This is a genomic window from Streptomyces sp. YKOK-I1, assembly GCF_054660435.1.
Genome location: NZ_BAAGDR010000001.1, coordinates 5,908,964 through 5,928,938, shown reverse-complemented (window position 1 = coordinate 5,928,938; position 19,975 = coordinate 5,908,964). Strand labels below are relative to the sequence as shown.

Genomic DNA, 19,975 nt, shown 5'->3' with positions numbered 1-19,975 from the left:
GTGTGTCACTGCTCCTGCTGGTGCTGCCGGGTCGGGGGGAAGTCTGCGGTATCGGTGGTGTGTACGGCGAGGGACCGGTCCGGATTCAGCCGTACGACGATGTGGCGGCGCCATGCCGCGTCGTCGCGGTCGGCGTGGTCCTCGCGCCAGTGGCAGCCGCGCGTCTCCTCGCGCAGCGCGGCGGCGGCGACCAGGACGCGGGCCACGCACAGGAGGTTGGTGGACTCCCAGGTGTCGACGCCGGGCTCGGCGGTCTTGCCGTTCTCGTCCAGGGCGTCGCGGGCCTCGGCGTGCAGGCGCTGGAGCTGGTCGGCGGCCTTGGCCAGGGACTCGGCGGAGCGCAGCACCCCGGCGCCCTCGGTCATGATCCGCTGGATCGCGAACCGGGCCTCGGCGCCGAGCAGCGGGTGCGCGGGCCGCTCCGGGTGCTCCACCGGGGCGGGCACACGCGCGTGCAGCCCGTCGTCGGCGTGGCTGTCGGCGATGTCGGCGGCGATCCGCTCGGCGTAGACCAGCCCCTCCAGGAGGGAGTTGGAGGCGAGCCGGTTCGCGCCGTGCACGCCGGTGCAGGCGACCTCGCCGCACGCGTACAGGCCCGGGACGGTCGTCCGGCCCCGGGAGTCGGTGCGCACCCCGCCGGAGGCGTAGTGGGCCGCCGGGGCTATCGGGATGGGCTCGTGGACGGGGTCGATGCCGTGGGCGCGGCAGGCGGCGAGGATCGTGGGGAAGCGGTGCTCCCACATCTCGGCGCCGAAGTGGCGGGCGTCGAGGAACATGTGCTCGGCGTCCTGCTCCTGCATCCGGCGCATGATGCCCTTGGCGACGATGTCCCGGGGCGCCAGTTCGGCGAGTTCGTGCCGGCCGAGCATGAAGCGCACGCCGTCCGCGTCGACCAGGTGGGCGCCCTCGCCGCGTACGGCCTCGGAGACCAGCGGCTGCTGGCCCTCGGCGTCCGGGCCGAGGAACAGCACGGTCGGGTGGAACTGCACGAACTCCAGGTCGCTGACCTCCGCGCCGGCCCGCAGCGCGAGCGCCACGCCGTCGCCCGTCGACACGGACGGGTTGGTGGTGGCGGAGAAGACCTGGCCCATGCCGCCGGTGGCGAGGACGACCGCGGGGGCGTGCACGGCGCCCACGCCGTCGTGCTGGCCCTCGCCCATGACGTGCAGGCTGACGCCCGCGGTCCGGCCGCCGGCGTCGGTGAGCAGGTCCAGGACGAGCGCGTTCTCGATGGTCCGCACGCCGCGCGCGCGGGCGGCCTCGACGAGCGCGCGGGAGATCTCCGCGCCGGTCGCGTCGCCGCCCGCGTGGGCGATCCGGCGCCGGTGGTGGCCGCCCTCGCGGGTGAGTTCCAGATCGCCCTCGGCGGACTCGTCGAAGTGGGCGCCGGTCTCGATCAGCCGCCGTACGGCGTCCGGGCCCTCGGTGACGAGGATCCGGACGGCGTCCTCGTCGCACAGGCCGACGCCCGCGACCAGGGTGTCGTCCAGGTGCTGCTCGGGGGTGTCGCCCTCGCCGAGGGCCGCGGCGATGCCGCCCTGCGCCCAGCGGGTGGAGCCGTCGTCGAGCCGGGCCTTGGTGACGACGACGGTGTTCAGGCCGGCGGCCTCGCAGCGCAGGGCCGCGGTGAGCCCGGCCACGCCGGAGCCGACGACCACGACGTCGGCGGAGATCGACCATCCCGGGGCGGGCGCGTGCAGTCGTATGCCTGTGCTGGTCACGAGGCGGCTCCGAAGGTTCCGAAGGTGAGGGGGAGGTTGTCGATCAGCCGGGTCGTCCCGACCCGGGCGGCGACGGCCAGCACGGCCTCGCCGGTGAAGCCGTCCTCGCGGTCGCCGATCTCCGTGAAGTCGGACGGGTCGACGAGGGCGAGGTAGTCCAGTTCCAGCGGGGGGTCGAGCCGGGCCGCCTCGTCGAGGACGAGCCGGGCGGCGGCCAGGACGGCGCCCGCGCCGCCGGGGGCGGCCTGGGCGACGGCGTGCGCGTCGGCCGCCGCGCGGGACTCCCCGAGCGCGCTGAGCGCCTCGGCACGCGCGTGCGTGGCGGGCACCTCACGCGCGCGTGCCCGCAGCGCCTCCTGGGCGGCGTGCCGGTCGCGGCCGGCGAACAGCGCCGCCGACAGGGCGAGCGCGGTGCGCCGCTGCGGCGCGGAGAGGTAGCGGTTGCGGCTGGACAGGGCGAGCCCGTCGTCCTCGCGGACGGTGGGGACGCCGACGATCTCGATGCCGAAGTCCAGGTCGCGGACCATCCGGCGGATCAGGGCGAGCTGCTGGGCGTCCTTCTGGCCGTAGAGCGCCACGTCGGGCCGGGTGAGGTGGAGCAGCTTGGCGACGACGGTGAGCACACCGTCGAAGTGGCCGGGGCGCGAGGCGCCCTCCAGCCGCTCCCCCATCGGGCCGGCGCTGATCCGGACCTGGGGTTCGCCGCCGGGGTAGACCTCGTCCACGGCCGGGGCGAACACGGCGTCCGCGCCCGCCTCCTCGGCGATCTTGAGGTCGGCGTCCAGGGTGCGCGGATAGCGGTCGAGGTCCTCGCCCTTGCCGAACTGGAGCGGGTTGACGAAGACGGTGACGACGACCTCGCCGTCCGGCCCGGCGAGTTCGCGGGCGGTGCGGATCAGGGTGGCGTGGCCCTCGTGCAGGGCGCCCATCGTCATGACGACGGCCCGGCGGCCGGTGCGCACGCGTGCGTGCAGTTCGGCGGCGGTGCGCAGGAGGGTGGGGGTCATCCGGCGTCTCCTTCGGTGCCCGGCATGCCAGGGGTACCCGGGGCGCCGTCGGCCCGGCCCGCGAGGACGCCGAGGAGGTCCTCGGCCAGTTCCGGCTTGAGCAGTCCGTGGGCGAGCGCGCGGTCGGCGGTCGCCCGGGCCATCGCCAGATACCCGGCGACGGTCTGCGGGGCGTGCCGGCGCAGCTCGGCGACGTGCGCGGCGACCGTGCCGGCGTCACCGCGGGCGACGGGGCCGGTGAGCGCGGCGTCGCCGGAGCGCAGCGCGTTGTCGAGGGCGGCGCCGAGCAGCGGGCCGAGCATCCGGTCGGGGGCCTCGACGCCCGCCGCGCGCAGCAGCTCCATGGACTGGGCGACGAGGGTGACCAGGTGGTTGGCGCCGAGGGCGAGGGCCGCGTGGTAGAGCGGGCGGTTCTCCTCGGCGATCCACTCGGGTTCGCCGCCCATCTCGATGACGAGGGCCTCGGCGGCCAGCCGCAGCTCGTCGGGGGCGGTGACGCCGAAGGAGCAGCCGGCGAGGCGCTGGACGTCCACGGGCGTGCCGGTGAACGTCATCGCCGGATGCAGGGCCAGGGGCAGCGCGCCCGCGCGCAGGGCGGGTTCGAGGACCTTCGCGCCGTAGCGGCCGGAGGTGTGCACCAGGAGCTGCCCGGGCCGTACGGCGCCGGTCTCGGCGAGGCCCTGCACCAGACCGGGCAGGGTGTCGTCGGGGACGGTGAGCAGCACCAGGTCGGCGTGGTGGAGGACCTCGGCGGGCGGCATCAGCGGCACGTCGGGCAGCAGCAGCGCGGCCCGGCGCCGGGAGGCGTCGGAGACTCCGGAGACGGCCACCGGGCGGTGTCCGGCGAGCTGGAGGGACGCGGCCAGGACGGGTCCCACGCGGCCGGCGCCGACGACGCCGACGGCGAGCCGCGCGGGGCGGTCCCTGGGGTCTGGTTGTTGAAATGCACTCACGCGAGGGCGGCCTTCCCGTTCCAGTCCGCGCGGGGTACCGGACGATTTCTCGTCATGTTAACGCGATTGGGGTTCGGGGCGGCGTGCCCGTCTCGCGCCAAGGCTTCGGCGTCCGCCGGTGAGGGCCTGGACCGCGGGCGTCCCGGGGAGGGCGCGCAGCAGTACGGCGGCCGCTCCGCGGGCCGGCGGGGCGGTGTCGGCACGGACGGCGAACAGGGCGTTTCCGCCACGCTCGAAGAGCACGCCGCCGGGACCGACGGGACGCCCGGGGACGGATTCCCGGATCTCCCTCGGGGCCCCGGCGAGACCAGCGTCACACACCGGCCGGGTGGCCGCCGCGAAACCGGAGCCGCGGGCCACCTGGGCCACGGACAACCGGCGGCGGGAAAGGCGCACGAAACAAAGGGGTGGCCACAAACCAATTCACCGCTGAATAGGCCCGATGATCTTCGCCCGACAGGTGTCGTGTACGTTGACCGACGGCCTCCCCGCCGGACGAAAGGACGCCCCTTTGAAAGTCCATGACGCGAGGCGGGCGTGAAGGCGCCCGAGACTCCGTGGCTGCGGAGTTTCCATGCCGCCGCGCCGGGTGCCGTGCGGCTGTTCGTGTTCCCGCACGCCGGGGGCAACGCCGCCTTCTTCCACCCGTTCTCGGCGCGGCTCGCGCCCCGGGCCGAGGTGCTGGTCGTGCAGTATCCGGGCCGCCAGGAGCGGTTCGACGAGCCCTGTGTCGAGGATCTGCACGAGCTGGCCGACACCGTCGCCGCCGAGCTCACCGAGTGGGCCGAGGAGCCGTACGCCCTGTTCGGGCACAGCATGGGCGCCACGCTCGCGTTCGAGGTGGGCGCCCGGCTGCACACGGCCGGGGCCCGTCCGCGCGCCCTGTTCGTGTCGGGGCGGCGCGCGCCCTCGGTGCCCACGCCTGGCCCGGCGCGCCGGGCGAGCGACGAGGAGCTGATCGCCGACATGAAGCGGCTCGGCGGCACGGACCCCCGGATGCTGGACAGTCCCGAGCTGCTCGCGGTGATCCTGCCCGCGGTGCGCGGCGACTACCGCGCCACCGAGACGTACCGCTACCGGGGCGCGCCCCCGCTCGACTGCCCCGTCACCGCGTTCATCGGCGACGAGGACCCGCGCGTGGACGCCGCCATGGCCCGGGCCTGGGCCGGCCACACGACCGGCGAGTTCACCCTCCGCACGTTCGGGGGCGGCCATTTCTTTCTGGTTCCGCATATCGACGCCGTCGCACAGAACATCGCCGACGTGATGTCCAGCGCGCCGGAATCATTAAATCCGTAACCGATTTCCCGGAATCCCCGAAGAGGACTCTCATGAGATACCGCGTCATCGGCAGCGACCCGGCCACCCGCCGTGAGGTGAGTGTCCTCAGCCTCGGCTCCATGCTCTTCGGGACGGTGACCGACGAAGCGACCTCCTTCGCCCTTCTCGACCGATTCGTCGAGGCCGGCGGCACCTTCGTCGACACGTCCGACAACTATGCCTTCTGGGTCCACGGCACCCAGGGCGGCGAGAGCGAGGAGCTGCTCGGCCGCTGGATCCGCAGCCGGGGCATCGGGGACGAGATCACCTTCGCCACCAAACTCGGCGCCCGCCCGAACGCCGCGTCGACCGGTTTCAGCCTCGACGTCGAGGGGCTCTCGGCCAAGACCATCCGGGAATCCGCCGAGCGCAGCAGGGAGCGGCTCGGCATCGAGCGCATCCATCTGCTGTACGCGCACATCATGGACGAGACGACGCCCCTGGAGGAGACCGTCCAGGGGTTCGGCGAGGTCGTCGCCGACGGTGTCGCCGGCCTGCTCGGCGCGAGCAACCACTGGGCCTGGCGGATCGAGGCCGCCCGCAATCTCGCCAGGGCGGCCGGTCTGCCCGGCTACGAGGTCCTCCAGCACCACCACAGCTACCTCCGCCAGCGCGCCGACATCCCCAGTCTGCGCTCGCCCGACGGCAACCAGGGCCTGGTCAGCGCCGACCTGCTCAGCTACGTCCGCGCCCACCCGTCCCTCACCCAGGTCGCCTACTCCCCGCTGCTGTCGGGGGCGTACGTCCGCGACGACAAGCCGCTCGGCCCGGGCTTCGCGCACGCGGGCACCCAGCCCCGCCTCCAGGCGGTGCGCGAGGTGGCGGAGGAGACCGGCGCGAGCGTCAACCAGGTCGTCCTGTCCTGGCTGCTCGGCGGCGACATCCCGATCCTGCCGCTGGTCGGCGCCTCCTCGATCGAACAACTGAACGACAGTCTGGCGGCGGTCGACCTGGACCTGACGGCGGAGCAGCGGGCGAGGCTGGACGGCGTGAACTGAGACCGCCCCCGTCCGTACCGGCGCATCCCTCCCGACGGACGGCTGCCGTCCGTCGGGAGCCGGGTTGTCAGTGGCGGGGTGCACCATGAAGGCATGAGCGTCCGCATCGACATCACGGGGCTGCGGCCGGAGCGGGTCACCGTCGTGCCCTCGCCCCTGGCCGAACTCGGCATGGCCCTGCACGCGCTCTCCGAGCCCGGACACCACCCCGGCCTCCAGGGCTGGGTCACCGGGGTCACCGCCCGTCTGGACCCGTATCTCGCCGACCGGATGTGCGAGGCCGACTTCCTGTGGCGGACGACGTTCTCCGACCTCTTCCTGCCGTACGCCGGCCTCCCGGGCCGCGACGCCCTGCCCGGTGCCACCCTCACCGAGGAACTGGACCTCCTCGACAAACTCACGGACGAGCAGTTCGTGAACGCCGCGACGGAGTTCATGTGCACCCCGGAGTACGACGCACCGGACCTCGACGTCCTCGCCGACCCCGCCCAGCAGCGCCGCGTCCTGGACCTGGCCGCCTCGCGCGGGCCGCAACAGGTGCACTTCACCCGGCGGCTGCTCGACGACCCGCCCGGGGTGCGCGCCTGGCTGCGGCAGTTCCTCCGGGACTGCGACGAGGCGTTCTTCGCCGACGTCTGGGCCCGGGTGAGCCTCCCGCTCGCCGCCGACGCCCGCCGCAAGACGGACCTGCTGCGCCGCAAGGGCCTGGCGGAGGCGCTCACCTCCGTCTCCTCCGCCGTGTCACTGGACGAGGGCGGCGCGCTGATCTCCGTGGACAAGATGGCCCACGGCCGCACCGCCACGGCGGACGGCGGGCTCCTGCTCATCCCGACCAGCCTGGGCTGGCCGCACCTGATGGTCCTGCACCGGTACGGCTGGCAGCCGGTCCTGCACTACCCGGTCGGCTCCCCCGAGCCGGCCTCGCCGCCCTCGGTCGAACAGCTCACGCTGCGCATCACCGCGCTCTCCCACCCCGTCCGGATGCGGATCTGCCGGCTGCTGGCCCGCAGCGCCTACACCACCAGCGAGATCGCCCAGTCCCTGAGCATGACGGCCCCCGAGATATCCCGTCACCTCGGCGTCCTCAAGAAGGCCTCCCTCATCACGACCCGCCGCCGCGGCCGGTACGTCCTGCACCAGCTGGACGTGACGGTGGTGGCCCGGCTGGGCAGCGACTTCCTGGAGGGTCTCCTGCGCTGACCGGCGACCCCGGCGGCCCCCGCCCGGGTCAGCCGTGTCCGCCGGCCCGCACCAGCCCCGTCTCGTAGGCCAGCACCACCACCTGCACCCGGTCGCGCAGGCCCAGCTTGGTCAGGATCCGGCCGACATGGGTCTTCACGGTCGCCTCGGACAGCACGAGCCGGGCGGCGATCTCCCCGTTGGACAGCCCCTGCGCGACCAGCACCATCACCTCGCGCTCACGGTCGGTGAGCCGCTCCAGCCCTTGGTGCCGGGGCTCCTTGCCGGCACTGGGCAGCATCGGCGCGAACCGGTCGAGGAGCCGGCGCGTGGTCGAGGGCGCGACCACGGCGTCACCGCTGTGCACGGAGCGGATCGCGGCGAGCAGCTCCCCCGGCGGCACGTCCTTCAGCATGAAGCCGGAAGCGCCCGCCTTCAGCCCGGAGAACGCGTACTCGTCCAGGTCGAAGGTGGTCAGGATCAGCACCTTCGGCGGCTCGGGCTCCGCGCAGATCCGCCGGGTGGCCTCGACCCCGTCCAGCTTCGGCATACGGACGTCCATCAGGACGACGTCCACGTCCGTGGAGCGCACCACCTGAAGGGCCTCGACGCCGTCGCCCGCCTCCGCCACGACCTCCATGTCCGGCTGGGCGGCGAGCACCATCCGGAACCCGGTGCGCAGCAGCACCTGGTCGTCGACGAGCATCACGCGGATCGTCATCGGGTCCTCTTCCGTGGGTCGGGTCTCTGTGCGGGGGTAGCGTGACAGGTGCCGGGGGCGTGACAGGTGTCAACGGAGGGCGTGCGTCGGCGTCAATGCGCCGGTTTGAGCGGGAGCAGGACGCTGATGCGGAATCCTCCGCCCGGGCGCGGGCCCGCGTCCAGCGTGCCGCCGACCATGCCGACCCGCTCCCGCATGCCGATCAGACCGTGGCCCTGGCCGTCGGCGCCGCCCTCCTCGTACAGCTCGTGCGGGGCGCCCTTGCCGTCGTCCTCGACGAGCAGCCCGAGACCGTCGTCGAAGTAGACCAGCCGCACGCTCGCCCCCGCGTTGGGCCCGCCGTGCTTGCGCGTGTTCGTCAGCGCCTCCTGCACGATCCGGTACGCGGTGAGCTCGACGCCGCTGGGCAGCGGCCGCGGGGTGCCCTCGATCTTGAAGTCGACGGGAAGCCCCGAGCCGCGGCACTGCTGGACGAGGTCCTCGATCTGCTCCACGTCCGGCTGCGGAACGTACTCCCCGACCTCCTGGTGCTCGCCGGTGCGGAGCACGCCCAGCAGCCGGCGCATCTCCGCGAGGGCCTGCCGGCCGGTGGAGGAGATCGTCTCCAGGGCCTTCTTCGCCTGGTCGGGCGCGGCATCGAGCACGTACGCGGCACCGTCGGCCTGCACCACCATCACCGAGACGTTGTGCGCGACGACGTCGTGCAGCTCCCGGGCGATCCGGGCGCGCTCGGCGGCGACCGCGACCTTGGCCTGCGCCTCGCGCTCCTTCTCCAGCCGGGCGTTGCGCTCCTCCAGCTGCGCGAAGTACGCGCGCCGGGTGCGTATCGAGTCGCCGAGCACCCAGGCGAGGGCGAACGGCACGGTCTGGAAGACGATGACCGCGAACTGGCCCGGCACGCTCGCGTGCTCGTGCGGCCAGCGCACCTGCGCCAGCGTGGCCGCGCTCAGAGCCATGACCAGCGCGAGCCGGGAGGCCCAGCGGGCGCCGGTGGCGGCGACCGTGTAGACGATCACCAGCAGGGCGAAGTCGGCGGCCGTGACCCCGACGTTCAGCACGAGCTGGGCCACGCCGAGCGCGGCGGCCAGCACCAGCATCTTCTCGGGCATGAGCCGGCGCAGCGCGATGACCAGGCACAGGAGGAAGACGACCGGCACGAGCATCGCCGCGGAGTCGGTGCCGCCGCGGTCCTGGCCCGCGGTTCCGGCGGCCGCGGTGATCCCGAACAGGACGACGGCCCAGAAGCCGTCCACCCCGGTCGGGTGTCTGCGGAGGAAGTCATAAAGGCGCTGCACGTAACCCAGCGTAGGGAAGCGCCGTGTGTGCGGGGGTCAGCCGAAGGGCCGATCCGGTCCCGGCGCGCATACTCCGCAAGGTGGAGGCTGTGATCACCTGTACGCCTAGTCTGACCGGATGACGCACGAAGTGAGCGCCCCGGGCGGCTGGCGCGGATGGCGGGCCGCGACCCGGTCCGCCCTCTACGGGCCGGGCGGTTTCTATCTGCGGCAGGAGGGCCCCGCAGGCCACTTCCGGACGTCCGTGCACGCCTCGCCCCTGTTCGCCGGGGCCGCCGCCCGGCTGCTGTGCCGGGTCGACGAGGCGCTGGGGCGGCCCGAGCGGCTGGACTTCGTCGACATGGCCGCGGGCCGGGGCGAACTCGTCACCGGGCTGCTCGCCGCGCTGCCCGCCGAGGTGGCTGCCCGCACGCGCGCGTACGCCGTCGAGCTCGCCGACCGCCCGCACGGACTGGATCCCCGGATCGAGTGGCTCCCCGCGCCCCCGCCCGGGATCACCGGGCTGCTGTTCGCCAACGAATGGCTCGACAACGTGCCGCTGGAGGTGGCGGAGGTCGACCCCGTCGGCGTGCCCCGGCTGGTCCTCGTACGGCCGGACGGCACCGAGCGGCTCGGGGAGCCGGTGTCCGGTGCGCAGGCACAGTGGCTGGCGCGCTGGTGGCCGCTGCCGGACGAGCCGGGGCTGCGCGCGGAGATCGGGCTGCCCCGGGACACGGCCTGGGCGTCCGCCGTCCAGTCCGTCGCGCGCGGGCTCGCGGTGGCCGTGGACTACGCCCACACGGCGGCCGAGCGCCCTCCGTTCGGCACGCTCACCGGTTTCCGGGAGGGCCGCGGGACGGCCCCCGTACCGGACGGGACGTGCGACATCACGGCCCATGTCGCACTGGACGCGTGCGCGGAGGCCGGGGCGCGGGCGACGGCGCGGGGGACGGCGTACGACCCGCCGAGCCCGCGGCTGCTCACCCAGCGCGCTGCCCTGCACGCCCTGGGCGTCACCGGCGCACGCCCCCCGCTCGCGCTGGCCTCCACCGACCCCGCCGCCTACGTCCGCGCCCTCGCGGGCGCCGGGGAGGCCGCCGAGCTCACCGCGGCGGGCGGACTCGGCGACTTCGGCTGGCTGCTCCAGCCGGCCGGCATCGCGGACCCCCTGTGGTGAGCCGGGCGCCGGGCCCTACTTGTCGATGTCCCCGACCACGAAGAACATCGACCCCAGGATGGCCACCATGTCCGCGACCAGGGTGCCCGGCAGCAGCTCGGTGAGGGCCTGGATGTTGTTGTAGGAGGCCGAGCGCAGCTTCAGGCGGTACGGCGTCTTCTCGCCCTTGCTGACGAGGTAGTAGCCGTTGATGCCGAGGGGGTTCTCGGTCCACGCGTACGTGTGCCCCTCCGGCGCCTTGAGGACCTTGGGCAGCCGCTGGTTGATCGGGCCGGGCGGCAGCTCGGCCAGCCGGTCCAGGCAGGCGTCCGCGAGGTCGAGCGCGTTGTGGGTCTGCGCGAGCAGGCACTCGAAGCGGGCGAGACAGTCGCCCTCCTCGCGGGTCACCACCTCCAGGACGTCCTGGAGCTCCCCGTACGCGAGATAGGGCTCGTCGCGGCGCAGGTCGAAGTCGACGCCCGAGGCGCGCGCGATCGGCCCGCTCACCCCGTACGCGTGCACGGCCTCGGCCGAGAGGACGCCCACCGCGCGGGTGCGCCCCCGGAAGATCTCGTTGCCGAGGACGAGGTCGTCGAAGACGTCCATGCGCGAGCGGACGGCGGCGACGGCACCACGCGCGCGGGACGCCCAGCCGGCCGGCAGGTCCTCCTTGAGGCCGCCGACCCGGTTGAACATGTAGTGCATCCGCCCGCCGGAGACCTCCTCCATCACGTTCTGGAGCACCTCGCGCTCGCGGAACGCGTAGAAGACCGGCGTGATGCCGCCCAGCTCCAGCGGGTACGACCCCAGGAACATCAGGTGGTTCAGCACCCGGTTCAGCTCCGCGAGCAGCGTGCGCGTCCAGACCGCGCGCTCGGGGACCTCCATGCCGAGCATCCGCTCCACCGCGAGGACCACGCCCAGCTCGTTGGAGAAGGCCGACAGCCAGTCGTGACGGTTGGCCAGCATGACGATCTGCCGGTAGTCGCGCGCCTCGAACAGCTTCTCCGCGCCGCGGTGCATATAGCCGATCACCGGCTCGGCGTGCCGGATGCGCTCGCCGTCCAGCACCAGCTTCAGCCGCAGCACGCCGTGCGTGGAGGGATGCTGGGGGCCGATGTTGAGCACCATGTCGGTGCTCTCCGCCGCGCCGCCGATCCCGACCGTGGTCTCCGTCGTAGGAGTCATGGCATCCAGTCTCCCCTACGTACGCTGGCGGTATGGAAACGGGGAGCCCGGGGGGCGCCAGGACGACCGAGGCCGCAGCGGGGACCGGCGGGGCCGGTCCGGTGTGGACCGGGCTGCCGCCGGGGCTGCTGCGGATGCGACGGCTGCTGCTGGTGGTGTGGTCCGGGCTCGCGGCCGTCGCCGCCGGGCTGGTGCTCGGCCTGTGCGTCGGCCCCGCGTGGGCCGCCCTCGCGCTGCTGCCCCTGGCCGGGACGGGCTGGGGCTGGGTGCTCCTCGGGCGCAACTGGCGCTCCTGGCGGTACGCCGAGCGCGCCGACGACCTGCTGATCAGCCGGGGCGTGCTGTGGCGCGAGGAGACCGTCGTGCCGTACGGCCGCATGCAGCTGGTCGAGGTGACCTCCGGGCCCGTCGAACGGCACTTCGGGCTCGCCAGCGTCCAGCTCCACACCGCGGCCGCCGCCACCGACGCGACGATCCCGGGTCTCGACCCGGCCGAGGCGGAGCGGCTGCGCGACCGGCTCACCGAGCTCGGCGAGGCCCGATCGGCGGGCCTGTGACCGCCCAGGGCGTCGAGGACGACGTCCCCGCGGCGGCGGTGCGGCCGGCCGTCGCCGAACGCCGGCTGCACCCCGTCACCCCGTTCCGGCGCGCCTGGGCCCCGGTCGCGGTGCTCGTCGGCTGGGCGGTGCACGACCCCAACCAGGCACAGGAGCAGCTGACCCGGCTGACCACGACGACCCTGCTGATCGCGCTCGCCGTCCTGGTCCCGGCGTCCGCCGCGTACGGCTTCCTGAGCTGGTGGTTCACCCACTTCGCGGTGACCGACGGCGAACTGCGCATCCGCACCGGCCTGGTGTTCCGGCGCACCGCGCACATCCGTCTGGAGCGCATCCAGGCGATCGACGTGACCCAGCCGCTGCTCGCCCGGGTGGCGGGCGTGGCGAAACTGCGGCTCGATGTCGTGGGCGCCGAGAAGAAGGACGAACTCGCCTTCCTCGGCGAGGGCGAGGCACGCGCGCTCAGGGCCGAACTGCTCGCGCGGGCGGCGGGTTTCGCCCCCGAGACGGCGCGCGAGGTCGGCGAGGCGCCGGCGCGCGAGCTGCTGCGCGTCCCCGCGCGCGAGCTGCTGATCGCGCTGGTGCTGACCGGTTCGGCCTGGGGCGCGGTCGCCGCCGCCCTGGTCGTCCCGCCCGTCCTGTGGCTGCTCACCCACAGCGTGGTGACGGTACTCGCGACCGGCCTGCCGCTGCTCGGCGCGGCGGGCGCGCGCAGCGCCGGACGGTTCGTCGGCGAGTACGACTGGACGGTCGCCGAGTCCCCGGACGGCCTGCGCATCGACCGCGGCCTGCTGGACCGGACGCACGAGACGGTGCCGCCGGGGCGGGTGCAGACCGTGCGGATCGTGCAGCCGCTGCTGTGGCGGCGCCGCGACCGGGTGCGCGTCGAGCTGGACGTGGCGGGGTCGGCCAACTCCGTGCTCGTGCCGGTCGCCCCGCGCGCGGTCGCGGAGGCCGTCGTCGCGCGCGTGCTGCCCGGGGTGACCGTGCCGACGGCCGACTCGCTGTCGCGCCCGCCGCGCCGGGCCGGACGGTGCGTGCCGCTGTGGTGGCGGGGGTACGGCATCGCCGTCACGGACGCCGTGTTCGCCACCCGGCACGGACTGCTGCACCGCAGCCTCGCCCTCGTTCCCCACGCCAAGGTCCAGAGCGTACGGCTGACGCAGGGCCCCTGGCAGCGGCTGTGGCGGCTCGCCGCGGTCCATGTGGACACGGGGGCCGACAAGACCGTCACCGCCCGTCTGAGGGACGCTCAGGAGGCCGCGGAGCTGCTCCGCGCCCAGGCCGAGCGGTCCCGCACCGGCCGCCGGGACGCCCGGCCCGACCGCTGGATGGTGTGACGCTCACAAGCCGAAGGGCCGTGCGGTGACCGCACGGCCCTTGAGGGCGCCAGGGACGACGACGGGTGACGGCGGGTCAGGACACCGCGCTGCGCAGGCCCTGGAGGTCGATCACCTCGGTCTCGTCGTGCGCGGTCAGGTCGATCACCTGGCCGACACCGCGGGCCTCCTCGCCGGCCGGCTTGAACTCCGCCTCGGCCTCGGCCTTGTGCAGCGCGAGCGCCTCCTGGCCGACGACGTCGGCGAGGTCCTCGTTCTGCACCGACTCCAGGGCGTGCGGCGTCGCGCTCTTCGTACCGAAGAAGTCGAACCCGCCCTGCACCGCGGGACGCCGTACCGGCTGCGCGGCGGGGACGACGGCCACGGCGGTCGGCACGGTGAAGTGGCCGGACGGCCGCACCACCGGCGCGGCGGGCCGCGGGACGAGCGCCGCGGACCCGGCCGGAACAGCGGGGGCGGTGGGAGCGGCAGGGGCGGTGGGAGCAGCGGCCACCGCAACGGCGGTCGCCGGGGCGGCGCCGGTTCCGGAGCCGCCGGTCGCCGAGCCGACACGCTCGGCGCCTACGGTCGCGGCCACGGACTCGGCCCCGGAGACGGCGCGCTCAGCGACGGCCGGCCCAGAGGCGGCACGCTCGGCACGAGCCGCCGGGGAGGCAGCACGCTCGGAGGCTGCCGGAGCCGCAGCGGGGCGCTCAGCGGCGGCCGCCGCGGCGGCGGCGACACGCTCGGAGGCGGACTGCGCCGCGGCGGCCTCCTCAGAGGCGGCCGACGTGGCAGCAGTGCGCTCAGGGGCGGCCGCGGCCGTGTCCGTCCGGGTCGGTTCCGGAGCGGGTCCGTCCGTGGCGCGGCCCTCGTCGGTCCCGTCGGCCGTGTGGGGGGCGACCGCGCGCGTGTGCTCGTCGGCCGCCTCGGGCTGCCCCTCGGCCTCGTCCTCCTGGGCGGAGTCCTCGCCACCGGCCTTGCCGGACGCGACCTTCTCGGGCTCCTGTGCGCCGGAGTCGTCGGCGGCCTCGGCCACAGCCGCGTCCGGGTCGAGCTTCGCCAGTGCCGACCGCGCCCGCGCGTACAGCTGCGAACCCTCCGGGGAGAAGGCCGCCGGGGTCTTGGTCGCCTCGTCGGCGGTCCCGGCGGTCTCCTCGGCCTCGGGCGTCTCGGAGACGACCGTCTCGGAGGCCGCGGTCTCCTGCTCGTCCGACTCCGGCTCCGCCCCGCGCGCGGGAGGCAGCGCGTGCGGCTCCGGCTCCGCCGTGTTCTCTATCTCGAGCAGCCGGCGGCCCTCCAGGGCGCTGGCCCGCTCGGTCTCCGCCGTGGCGTAACGGCGCAGCAGGGCGGCGTGCTCGTTGCGCAGGCCGGCCAGTTCGGTGCGCTTGGCCCGCAGCCGCTTCTCCAGCTTGCCGCGCAGCTCCCGCGACTCGTCGAGGTCGGTCTCCAGCTCGGCGACGCGTTCCTCGAAGCGCCACTCGTCGCTCGCCCGCGCGCGCGTGAGGTCGGCGACCTGTTTGCCGGCGTACGTGTCCCAGCGGCGCAGGACCGCGGCGCCCACGATCGCGGTGGCCGCGGCGACGGCGGCGACGATGCGCAGCACGGCGGGATCCGAGAACACCCAGGGACCGAAGGCACAGATGAGCGAGACGCCTGCGATCGCCGAGGGAGGCAACAGCCTGTGCAGTGGCGGGGAATGGCGGTGACGTCCACGTGGCATGGCCAGAAACTTACCGCGCGTAGGCGAATGTTGGCGCCCCGCCCCGTAAAAACACAGCCATACCGAAGCCTTCACAGTCCACGGAAGGCGACGGAAATCAAGATCAATTACTCAGCCGGCCGCTGATCCACTCCAGGGCGGGCGGGATCTCACGGCGCCAGGTGTTGAAGTTGTGCCCGCCGCTTTCGAGAATGATCGAGGAGATCCGGGTCCGGTCCGTGGCCTTCGCCAGATCTATGAAGTCCAGCGTGGCCTTGTAGTTGGACTCTCCCGACTTGCTGCTGGTGACGAGCAGCGAGGTGTCCGGAGCGGAACGATTCTTCAGAAACCAGCGCAGATCGGCCTCCTTGCGCAGGGTCTCGTCGCCGTGGAACAGGTCCCCGGTGGTCGGATCCGTCGGCGCCTTGTAGTACGCCGACAGCCCCACGCCCGCCGCGTACGCCTCCGGATGGTGCATCGCGAGCTTCAGGGCGCAGTAACCGCCGGTGGAGTCCCCGATGATCCCCCAGCTCGACGGCTCCTTGCCCACCCGGTAGTGGGCCCCGACGGCTTCCGGCAGGTCCTTGGCGAAGAACGACTCCGTCTGCGGCCCGCCCGGGATGTCCACGCACTCCGTGTCCCGCGGCGGAGCCACCGTGGGCCGCAGCATCACCAGGATCATCGGCTGCATCCGCCCGTCCCCGGCGAGCTGCCGCGCGGTGCGCGGGTAGTGCAGCTTGTCGACGAGCGCCTCGGCCGTACCCGGGTAGCCCGTGAGGACGACGGCCACGGGGAACGTACGCGTGCGGTTCCTCGCGGCGAAGTACTCCGGCGGCAGATACACATAGGCGGGCGTACTGATGTGCGTCGTACGGCCCGCCAGCACCACCTTCTGGATCTGCCCGCCGAAGTCCGGCCGCCCGCCGCCGCCCTCCACCCGCCGACTGTCCACGACCCGCAGCGGCCCGGCCGGGGCGCCGTTCGTGTGGTCGACGACCACACCCGGCTCCGTCTCCCGGCCGAACAGGTCCGCCCAGCTGGCGTAGAAACCGAAGGCCTGATTGGCGGACAGGCCCACGGACACGAAGAGGGCCACCTGGGTGCAGAGCAGCAGACCGACGCGCCCGCTGACGGCCCGCCAGGAACGCCGCGCCAGTCGCGGCCACAGCCATACCGTGCCGGCGAACAGCATTAAGGCGAACAGGACTGACAACAGCAGCACTGTGTTGCTCGTGAGACCCATACAACGGTTTCCTGCCTGCTCCTGGCCCGGGCGCGCATCCGTTCCCCCCGACTCCTTCGCGAGGGCTTGTCCCGGACTTTCCTTGGCCTTTTCAGCGGCTTTGAAGAGGGGAGTGAACCTCTCTCCCCGAGACACCGTCCTAGAGGGCGCAATGTCGCCGGATGCCCGAATCGGGCCCGGATCCAAGGTCTCTCGCGGAACTACGGGATGCGATGTCTGTCAGGGAAGATGGGGAAATGTCGGACGGGGTTCCGAACCGATCAAGCCGGGTGCGGCCGCTGATGCGTGGCCCGCGCCCCGAGTCCGTACCCGCCCTCGTCGGCAGAGCCTGTGCCCTCGTGGGACTGCTGGACGTCGCGGCGGGCATCTTCCCGCGGTTCCGGCAGAGCCGTATGCACACGCTCGCCGAGGTGCTGCCCGGCTCGTTCGGCCCGTTCGCGGCGGCGCTCTCGCTCAGCGCCGGCGTACTGCTGCTCCTGCTCGCCCACGGCCTCAAGCGCAGCAAGCGGCGTGCCTGGCGGGCCGCCGTGGCGCTGCTCCCGGCAGGCGCGGTCGCCCAGTTCGTGTACCGGCACTCGATCATCGGCGCGCTCATCTCGCTCGCGCTGCTGATCCCGCTGATCGTCCACCGGGACCAGTTCAGGGCCCTGCCGGACCCGCGCAGCCGGTGGCGCGCGCTCGCCAACTTCGTCCTCATGGGCGCCGGTTCCCTCGTCCTCGGACTGGTCATCGTCAGCGTCCACCCGCGGCGCATGATCGGCGACCCGAGCCTGGCCGATCGCATTACCCACGTCCTGTACGGCCTCCTCGGCTTCGAGGGCCCGGTCGACTACCAGGGCAGCACCTCCTGGACCGTCGCCTTCTCGCTCGGCGCCCTCGGCTGGATCACCGCCGTCACCACGATCTACCTCGCCTTCCGGCCCGAGCACCCGGCCGCCCGTCTGACCGGCGAGGACGAGGCCAGGCTGCGCGCCCTGCTGGACAAGCACGGCCGCCGCGACTCCCTCGGCCACTTCGCCCTGCGCCGCGACAAGGCCGTGGTCTTCTCCCCCAGCGGCAAGGCCGCCGTCACCTACCGCGTCGTCTCCGGCGTGATGCTCGCCAGCGGCGACCCCATCGGCGACGTCGAGGCCTGGCCCGGCGCCATCGAGCGCTTCATGGACGAGGCCAAGGCGCACTCCTGGACGCCCGCCGTCATGGGCTGCTCGGAGACCGGCGGCGAGGTGTGGACCCGTGAGACCGGCCTCGACGCCCTCGAACTGGGCGACGAGGCGGTGGTCGACGTGGCGGATTTCTCGCTCGCCGGCCGCGCGATGCGCAACGTCCGGCAGATGGTCAAGCGCATCGAGCGCGCCGGTTACGAAACCCGCGTACGTCGTGTCCGTGACCTCGGCGAGGCCGAGCTGGAGCGGATCAGGCTGGCCGCGGAGGACTGGCGCGGCACCGACACCGAGCGCGGCTTCTCGATGGCGCTGGGCCGCGTCGGCGACCCCTCCGACGGCGACTGCCTCATCGCCACCGCCCACAAGGCCGACGAGACGCCCGGCCCCTACGGCGACCTGAAGGCGATCCTGCACTTCGTTCCCTGGGGCACCGACGGCGCCTCCCTGGACCTGATGCGCCGCGACCGCTCGGCCGACCCCGGCATGAACGAACTCCTCATCGTCGCCGCGCTCCAGGCCGCCCCGAAATTCGGCGTCACGCGCGTGTCGCTCAACTTCGCGATGTTCCGCTCGGCACTGGCCCGCGGCGAGAAGATCGGCGCGGGGCCGGTGCTGCGCGCCTGGCGCGGGCTGCTGGTCTTCCTCTCCCGCTGGTTCCAGATCGAGTCCCTGTACAAGTTCAACGCCAAGTTCCAGCCACGCTGGGAGCCCCGCTTCGTGGTGTACCGCGCCTCGGGCGACCTCCCGCGCATCGGCTTCGCCGCCATGCAGGCCGAGGGCTTCGTGAACCTGGCCCTGCCGCTGCCCCGCTTCCTGCGCCGCCGCACCCGGCCGGCTGGCGCGTGCGCCCACGGAATCACCGAGAGACAGGATGTCCGGGCCGCCTGAACCGGCGACCGACCCACCGGGCCCCGTCCCCACCCGGACCGGCCCGGGCGCAGGCCCCGCCCCTCTCCCAGCCCTGGGGCCCGCGCCCGGGCCTCCCGGCCTCCCGGCGCCCCGCGGGGCCTAGGCTGAACGTATGAGCAAGCAGAGCGGACGCGGGCAGGTCGCCGGCCTTCCGGACTGGGACCGCTGCGCGGTCATGGGCGTCGTCAACGTGACGCCCGACTCCTTCTCCGACGGCGGCCGCTGGTTCGACACGACGGCCGCCGTCAAGCACGGCCTCCAGCTCGTCGCCGAGGGCGCCGACCTCGTCGACGTCGGCGGCGAGTCCACCCGCCCCGGCGCGACCCGGGTCGACGAGGCCGAGGAACTGCGCCGTGTCATCCCCGTCGTCCGGGGCCTCGCCTCCGAGGGCGCCGTCGTCTCCGTCGACACCATGCGCGCCTCCGTCGCCGCCCAGGCCCTCGCCGCCGGCGCCGTCCTCGTCAACGACGTCAGCGGCGGCCTCGCCGACCCCGCGATGATCCCGGCCGTCGCGGAGGCCGGCGCCCCCTTCGTCGTCATGCACTGGCGCGGGTTCCTGGAGGGCGGCAACGTCCAGGGCTCCTACGACGACGTCGTCACCGAAGTCGTCGACGAGCTGCACGCGCGCGTGGAGGCCGTTCTCGCCGGCGGCGTCTCCCCCGACCGCATCGTCGTCGACCCCGGCCTCGGCTTCTCCAAGGAGGCCGACCACGACCTCACCCTGCTGGCCCACCTCGACCGGCTGCACACGCTGGGCCACCCGCTGCTCGTCGCCGCCTCCCGAAAGCGCTTCCTCGGCCGCGTCCTGGCCGGCCCCGAGAGCGCGCCGCCGCCCGCGCGCGAGCGCGACGCGGCCACCGCCGCCGTGTCCGCGATCGCCGCGCACACCGGCGCGTGGGCGGTGCGCGTGCACCAGGTGCGCGCGACCGCCGACGCGGTACGGGTCGCACGCGCCGTGGAAGGAGCGCGGTGACCGCCCCCCACACCGATGTCGAGCAGGTCGAGGCCGCCAACACCGCCTTCTACGAGGCACTGGAACAGGGTGACTTCGAAGGGGTGTCCTCGCTCTGGCTCACCCCGTCCGACCTGGGCGTCGACGAGGAGTACCACGACCCCGCGGACACCGGGGTGGTCTCCTGTGTGCACCCCGGCTGGCCGGTGCTGACCGGGCGCGGCGAGGTCCTGCGCTCGTACGCCCTGATCATGGCGAACACCGACTACATCCAGTTCTTCCTCACCGATGTGCATGTCTCGGTCACCGGCGACACCGCCCTGGTGACCTGCACGGAGAACATCCTCAGCGGTGGCCCCGCGCCCCGCGCGGGCGAGGAGCTCGGGCCGCTCGTGGGCCAGCTCGTGGTCGCCACCAACGTGTTCCGCCGCACCCCCGACGGCTGGAAGCTCTGGTCGCACCACGCCTCCCCGGTCCTCGCCGAGAACGACGACGAGCCGGACACCGACGAGGACGACGACAGCCCCTCCTGACAGATCTCCTGATCCGGGAAGTGGCTGGAATCACGAACCCGTGGGCAGGGGCGGCGCCCGACCCCCGAGCCGCCGGGTTC

The 19,975-nt window shown here is 73.7% G+C and carries 17 protein-coding genes; 9 read left to right on the top strand and 8 right to left on the bottom strand.

Annotation, left to right across the window (positions count from 1 at the left end; genetic code table 11):
• Positions 1-5 precede the first annotated feature (5 nt).
• The 3 genes from ACYQ8Q_RS26240 to ACYQ8Q_RS26230 are packed head-to-tail and all read right to left on the bottom strand — an operon-like array spanning position 6 to position 3,681.
• Entirely contained in the window at positions 6-1,721 is a 1,716-nt protein-coding gene (locus ACYQ8Q_RS26240; protein ID WP_460068274.1) for an L-aspartate oxidase, read from the bottom strand.
• Positions 1,718-2,728: a pantoate--beta-alanine ligase gene (gene panC, locus ACYQ8Q_RS26235; protein WP_460068273.1), complete on the bottom strand. Its 1,011-nt coding sequence runs from the start codon at positions 2,726-2,728 to the stop codon at positions 1,718-1,720. Before panC ends, ACYQ8Q_RS26240 begins: the two co-directional genes overlap by 4 nt.
• Positions 2,725-3,681, bottom strand: a complete 957-nt coding sequence (locus ACYQ8Q_RS26230; RefSeq protein ID WP_460068272.1) for a Rossmann-like and DUF2520 domain-containing protein — start codon at positions 3,679-3,681, stop codon at positions 2,725-2,727. The genes panC and ACYQ8Q_RS26230 overlap by 4 nt, the downstream gene beginning before the upstream one ends.
• Positions 3,682-4,218: 537 nt before the next feature.
• Between ACYQ8Q_RS26230 and ACYQ8Q_RS26225 the strand changes: the two genes are divergently transcribed.
• From ACYQ8Q_RS26225 to ACYQ8Q_RS26215, 3 genes are all read left to right on the top strand, one after another.
• Positions 4,219-4,980: a thioesterase II family protein gene (locus ACYQ8Q_RS26225; protein WP_460068271.1), complete on the top strand. Its 762-nt coding sequence runs from the start codon at positions 4,219-4,221 to the stop codon at positions 4,978-4,980.
• Between the two features lie 32 nt (positions 4,981-5,012).
• Positions 5,013-5,999: an aldo/keto reductase gene (locus ACYQ8Q_RS26220; protein ID WP_460068270.1), complete on the top strand. Its 987-nt coding sequence runs from the start codon at positions 5,013-5,015 to the stop codon at positions 5,997-5,999.
• Between the two features lie 93 nt (positions 6,000-6,092).
• Positions 6,093-7,199, top strand: a complete 1,107-nt coding sequence (locus ACYQ8Q_RS26215; protein ID WP_460068268.1) for a DUF5937 family protein — start codon at positions 6,093-6,095, stop codon at positions 7,197-7,199.
• 28 nt (positions 7,200-7,227) lie between these two features.
• Here the strand turns inward: ACYQ8Q_RS26215 and ACYQ8Q_RS26210 are convergent, their stop codons facing one another.
• Both ACYQ8Q_RS26210 and ACYQ8Q_RS26205 read right to left on the bottom strand, forming a co-directional pair.
• Positions 7,228-7,899, bottom strand: a complete 672-nt coding sequence (locus tag ACYQ8Q_RS26210; protein WP_340377026.1) for a response regulator transcription factor — start codon at positions 7,897-7,899, stop codon at positions 7,228-7,230.
• Between the two features lie 92 nt (positions 7,900-7,991).
• Positions 7,992-9,194: a sensor histidine kinase gene (locus tag ACYQ8Q_RS26205; RefSeq protein ID WP_460068266.1), complete on the bottom strand. Its 1,203-nt coding sequence runs from the start codon at positions 9,192-9,194 to the stop codon at positions 7,992-7,994.
• Between the two features lie 118 nt (positions 9,195-9,312).
• Between ACYQ8Q_RS26205 and ACYQ8Q_RS26200 the strand changes: the two genes are divergently transcribed.
• The gene (locus tag ACYQ8Q_RS26200; RefSeq protein ID WP_460068265.1) at positions 9,313-10,350 is read left to right on the top strand and encodes an SAM-dependent methyltransferase; all 1,038 of its coding nucleotides are present in this window, start codon (positions 9,313-9,315) and stop codon (positions 10,348-10,350) included.
• 15 nt (positions 10,351-10,365) lie between these two features.
• Here ACYQ8Q_RS26200 and ACYQ8Q_RS26195 read toward each other — a convergent pair whose 3' ends face one another.
• Entirely contained in the window at positions 10,366-11,517 is a 1,152-nt protein-coding gene (locus tag ACYQ8Q_RS26195) for an NADH-quinone oxidoreductase subunit D (RefSeq protein WP_460068264.1), read from the bottom strand.
• A 32-nt stretch (positions 11,518-11,549) separates the two neighbouring features.
• On the opposite strand from ACYQ8Q_RS26195, the gene ACYQ8Q_RS26190 reads away from it, so the two are divergent.
• A complete protein-coding gene (locus ACYQ8Q_RS26190; protein WP_460068263.1) occupies positions 11,550-12,074 on the top strand; it encodes a PH domain-containing protein in 525 nt (174 codons plus the stop codon).
• Entirely contained in the window at positions 12,071-13,414 is a 1,344-nt protein-coding gene (locus ACYQ8Q_RS26185) for a PH domain-containing protein (protein ID WP_460068262.1), read from the top strand. Before ACYQ8Q_RS26190 ends, ACYQ8Q_RS26185 begins: the two co-directional genes overlap by 4 nt.
• Before the next feature lie 76 nt (positions 13,415-13,490).
• Here the strand turns inward: ACYQ8Q_RS26185 and ACYQ8Q_RS26180 are convergent, their stop codons facing one another.
• Complete coding sequence (locus tag ACYQ8Q_RS26180; protein ID WP_460068261.1) at positions 13,491-15,116, bottom strand: hypothetical protein; 1,626 nt, start codon at positions 15,114-15,116, stop codon at positions 13,491-13,493.
• Between the two features lie 103 nt (positions 15,117-15,219).
• On the bottom strand, positions 15,220-16,338 hold the full coding sequence (locus ACYQ8Q_RS26175) for an alpha/beta hydrolase (RefSeq protein ID WP_460068260.1): 1,119 nt from the start codon (positions 16,336-16,338) through the stop codon (positions 15,220-15,222).
• Positions 16,339-16,574: 236 nt separating this feature from the next.
• Here ACYQ8Q_RS26175 and ACYQ8Q_RS26170 point away from each other — a divergent pair, with 236 nt between their 5' ends.
• From ACYQ8Q_RS26170 to ACYQ8Q_RS26160, 3 genes are all read left to right on the top strand, one after another.
• On the top strand, positions 16,575-18,389 hold the full coding sequence (locus ACYQ8Q_RS26170; RefSeq protein WP_460068259.1) for a phosphatidylglycerol lysyltransferase domain-containing protein: 1,815 nt from the start codon (positions 16,575-16,577) through the stop codon (positions 18,387-18,389).
• 133 nt (positions 18,390-18,522) lie between these two features.
• Complete coding sequence (gene folP / locus ACYQ8Q_RS26165) at positions 18,523-19,383, top strand: dihydropteroate synthase (protein ID WP_460068258.1); 861 nt, start codon at positions 18,523-18,525, stop codon at positions 19,381-19,383.
• Positions 19,380-19,895 (top strand): nuclear transport factor 2 family protein, encoded by a 516-nt coding sequence (locus ACYQ8Q_RS26160; protein ID WP_460068257.1) that lies wholly within the window; start codon positions 19,380-19,382, stop codon positions 19,893-19,895. Before folP ends, ACYQ8Q_RS26160 begins: the two co-directional genes overlap by 4 nt.
• The last annotated feature ends 80 nt before the right edge of the window (positions 19,896-19,975 follow it).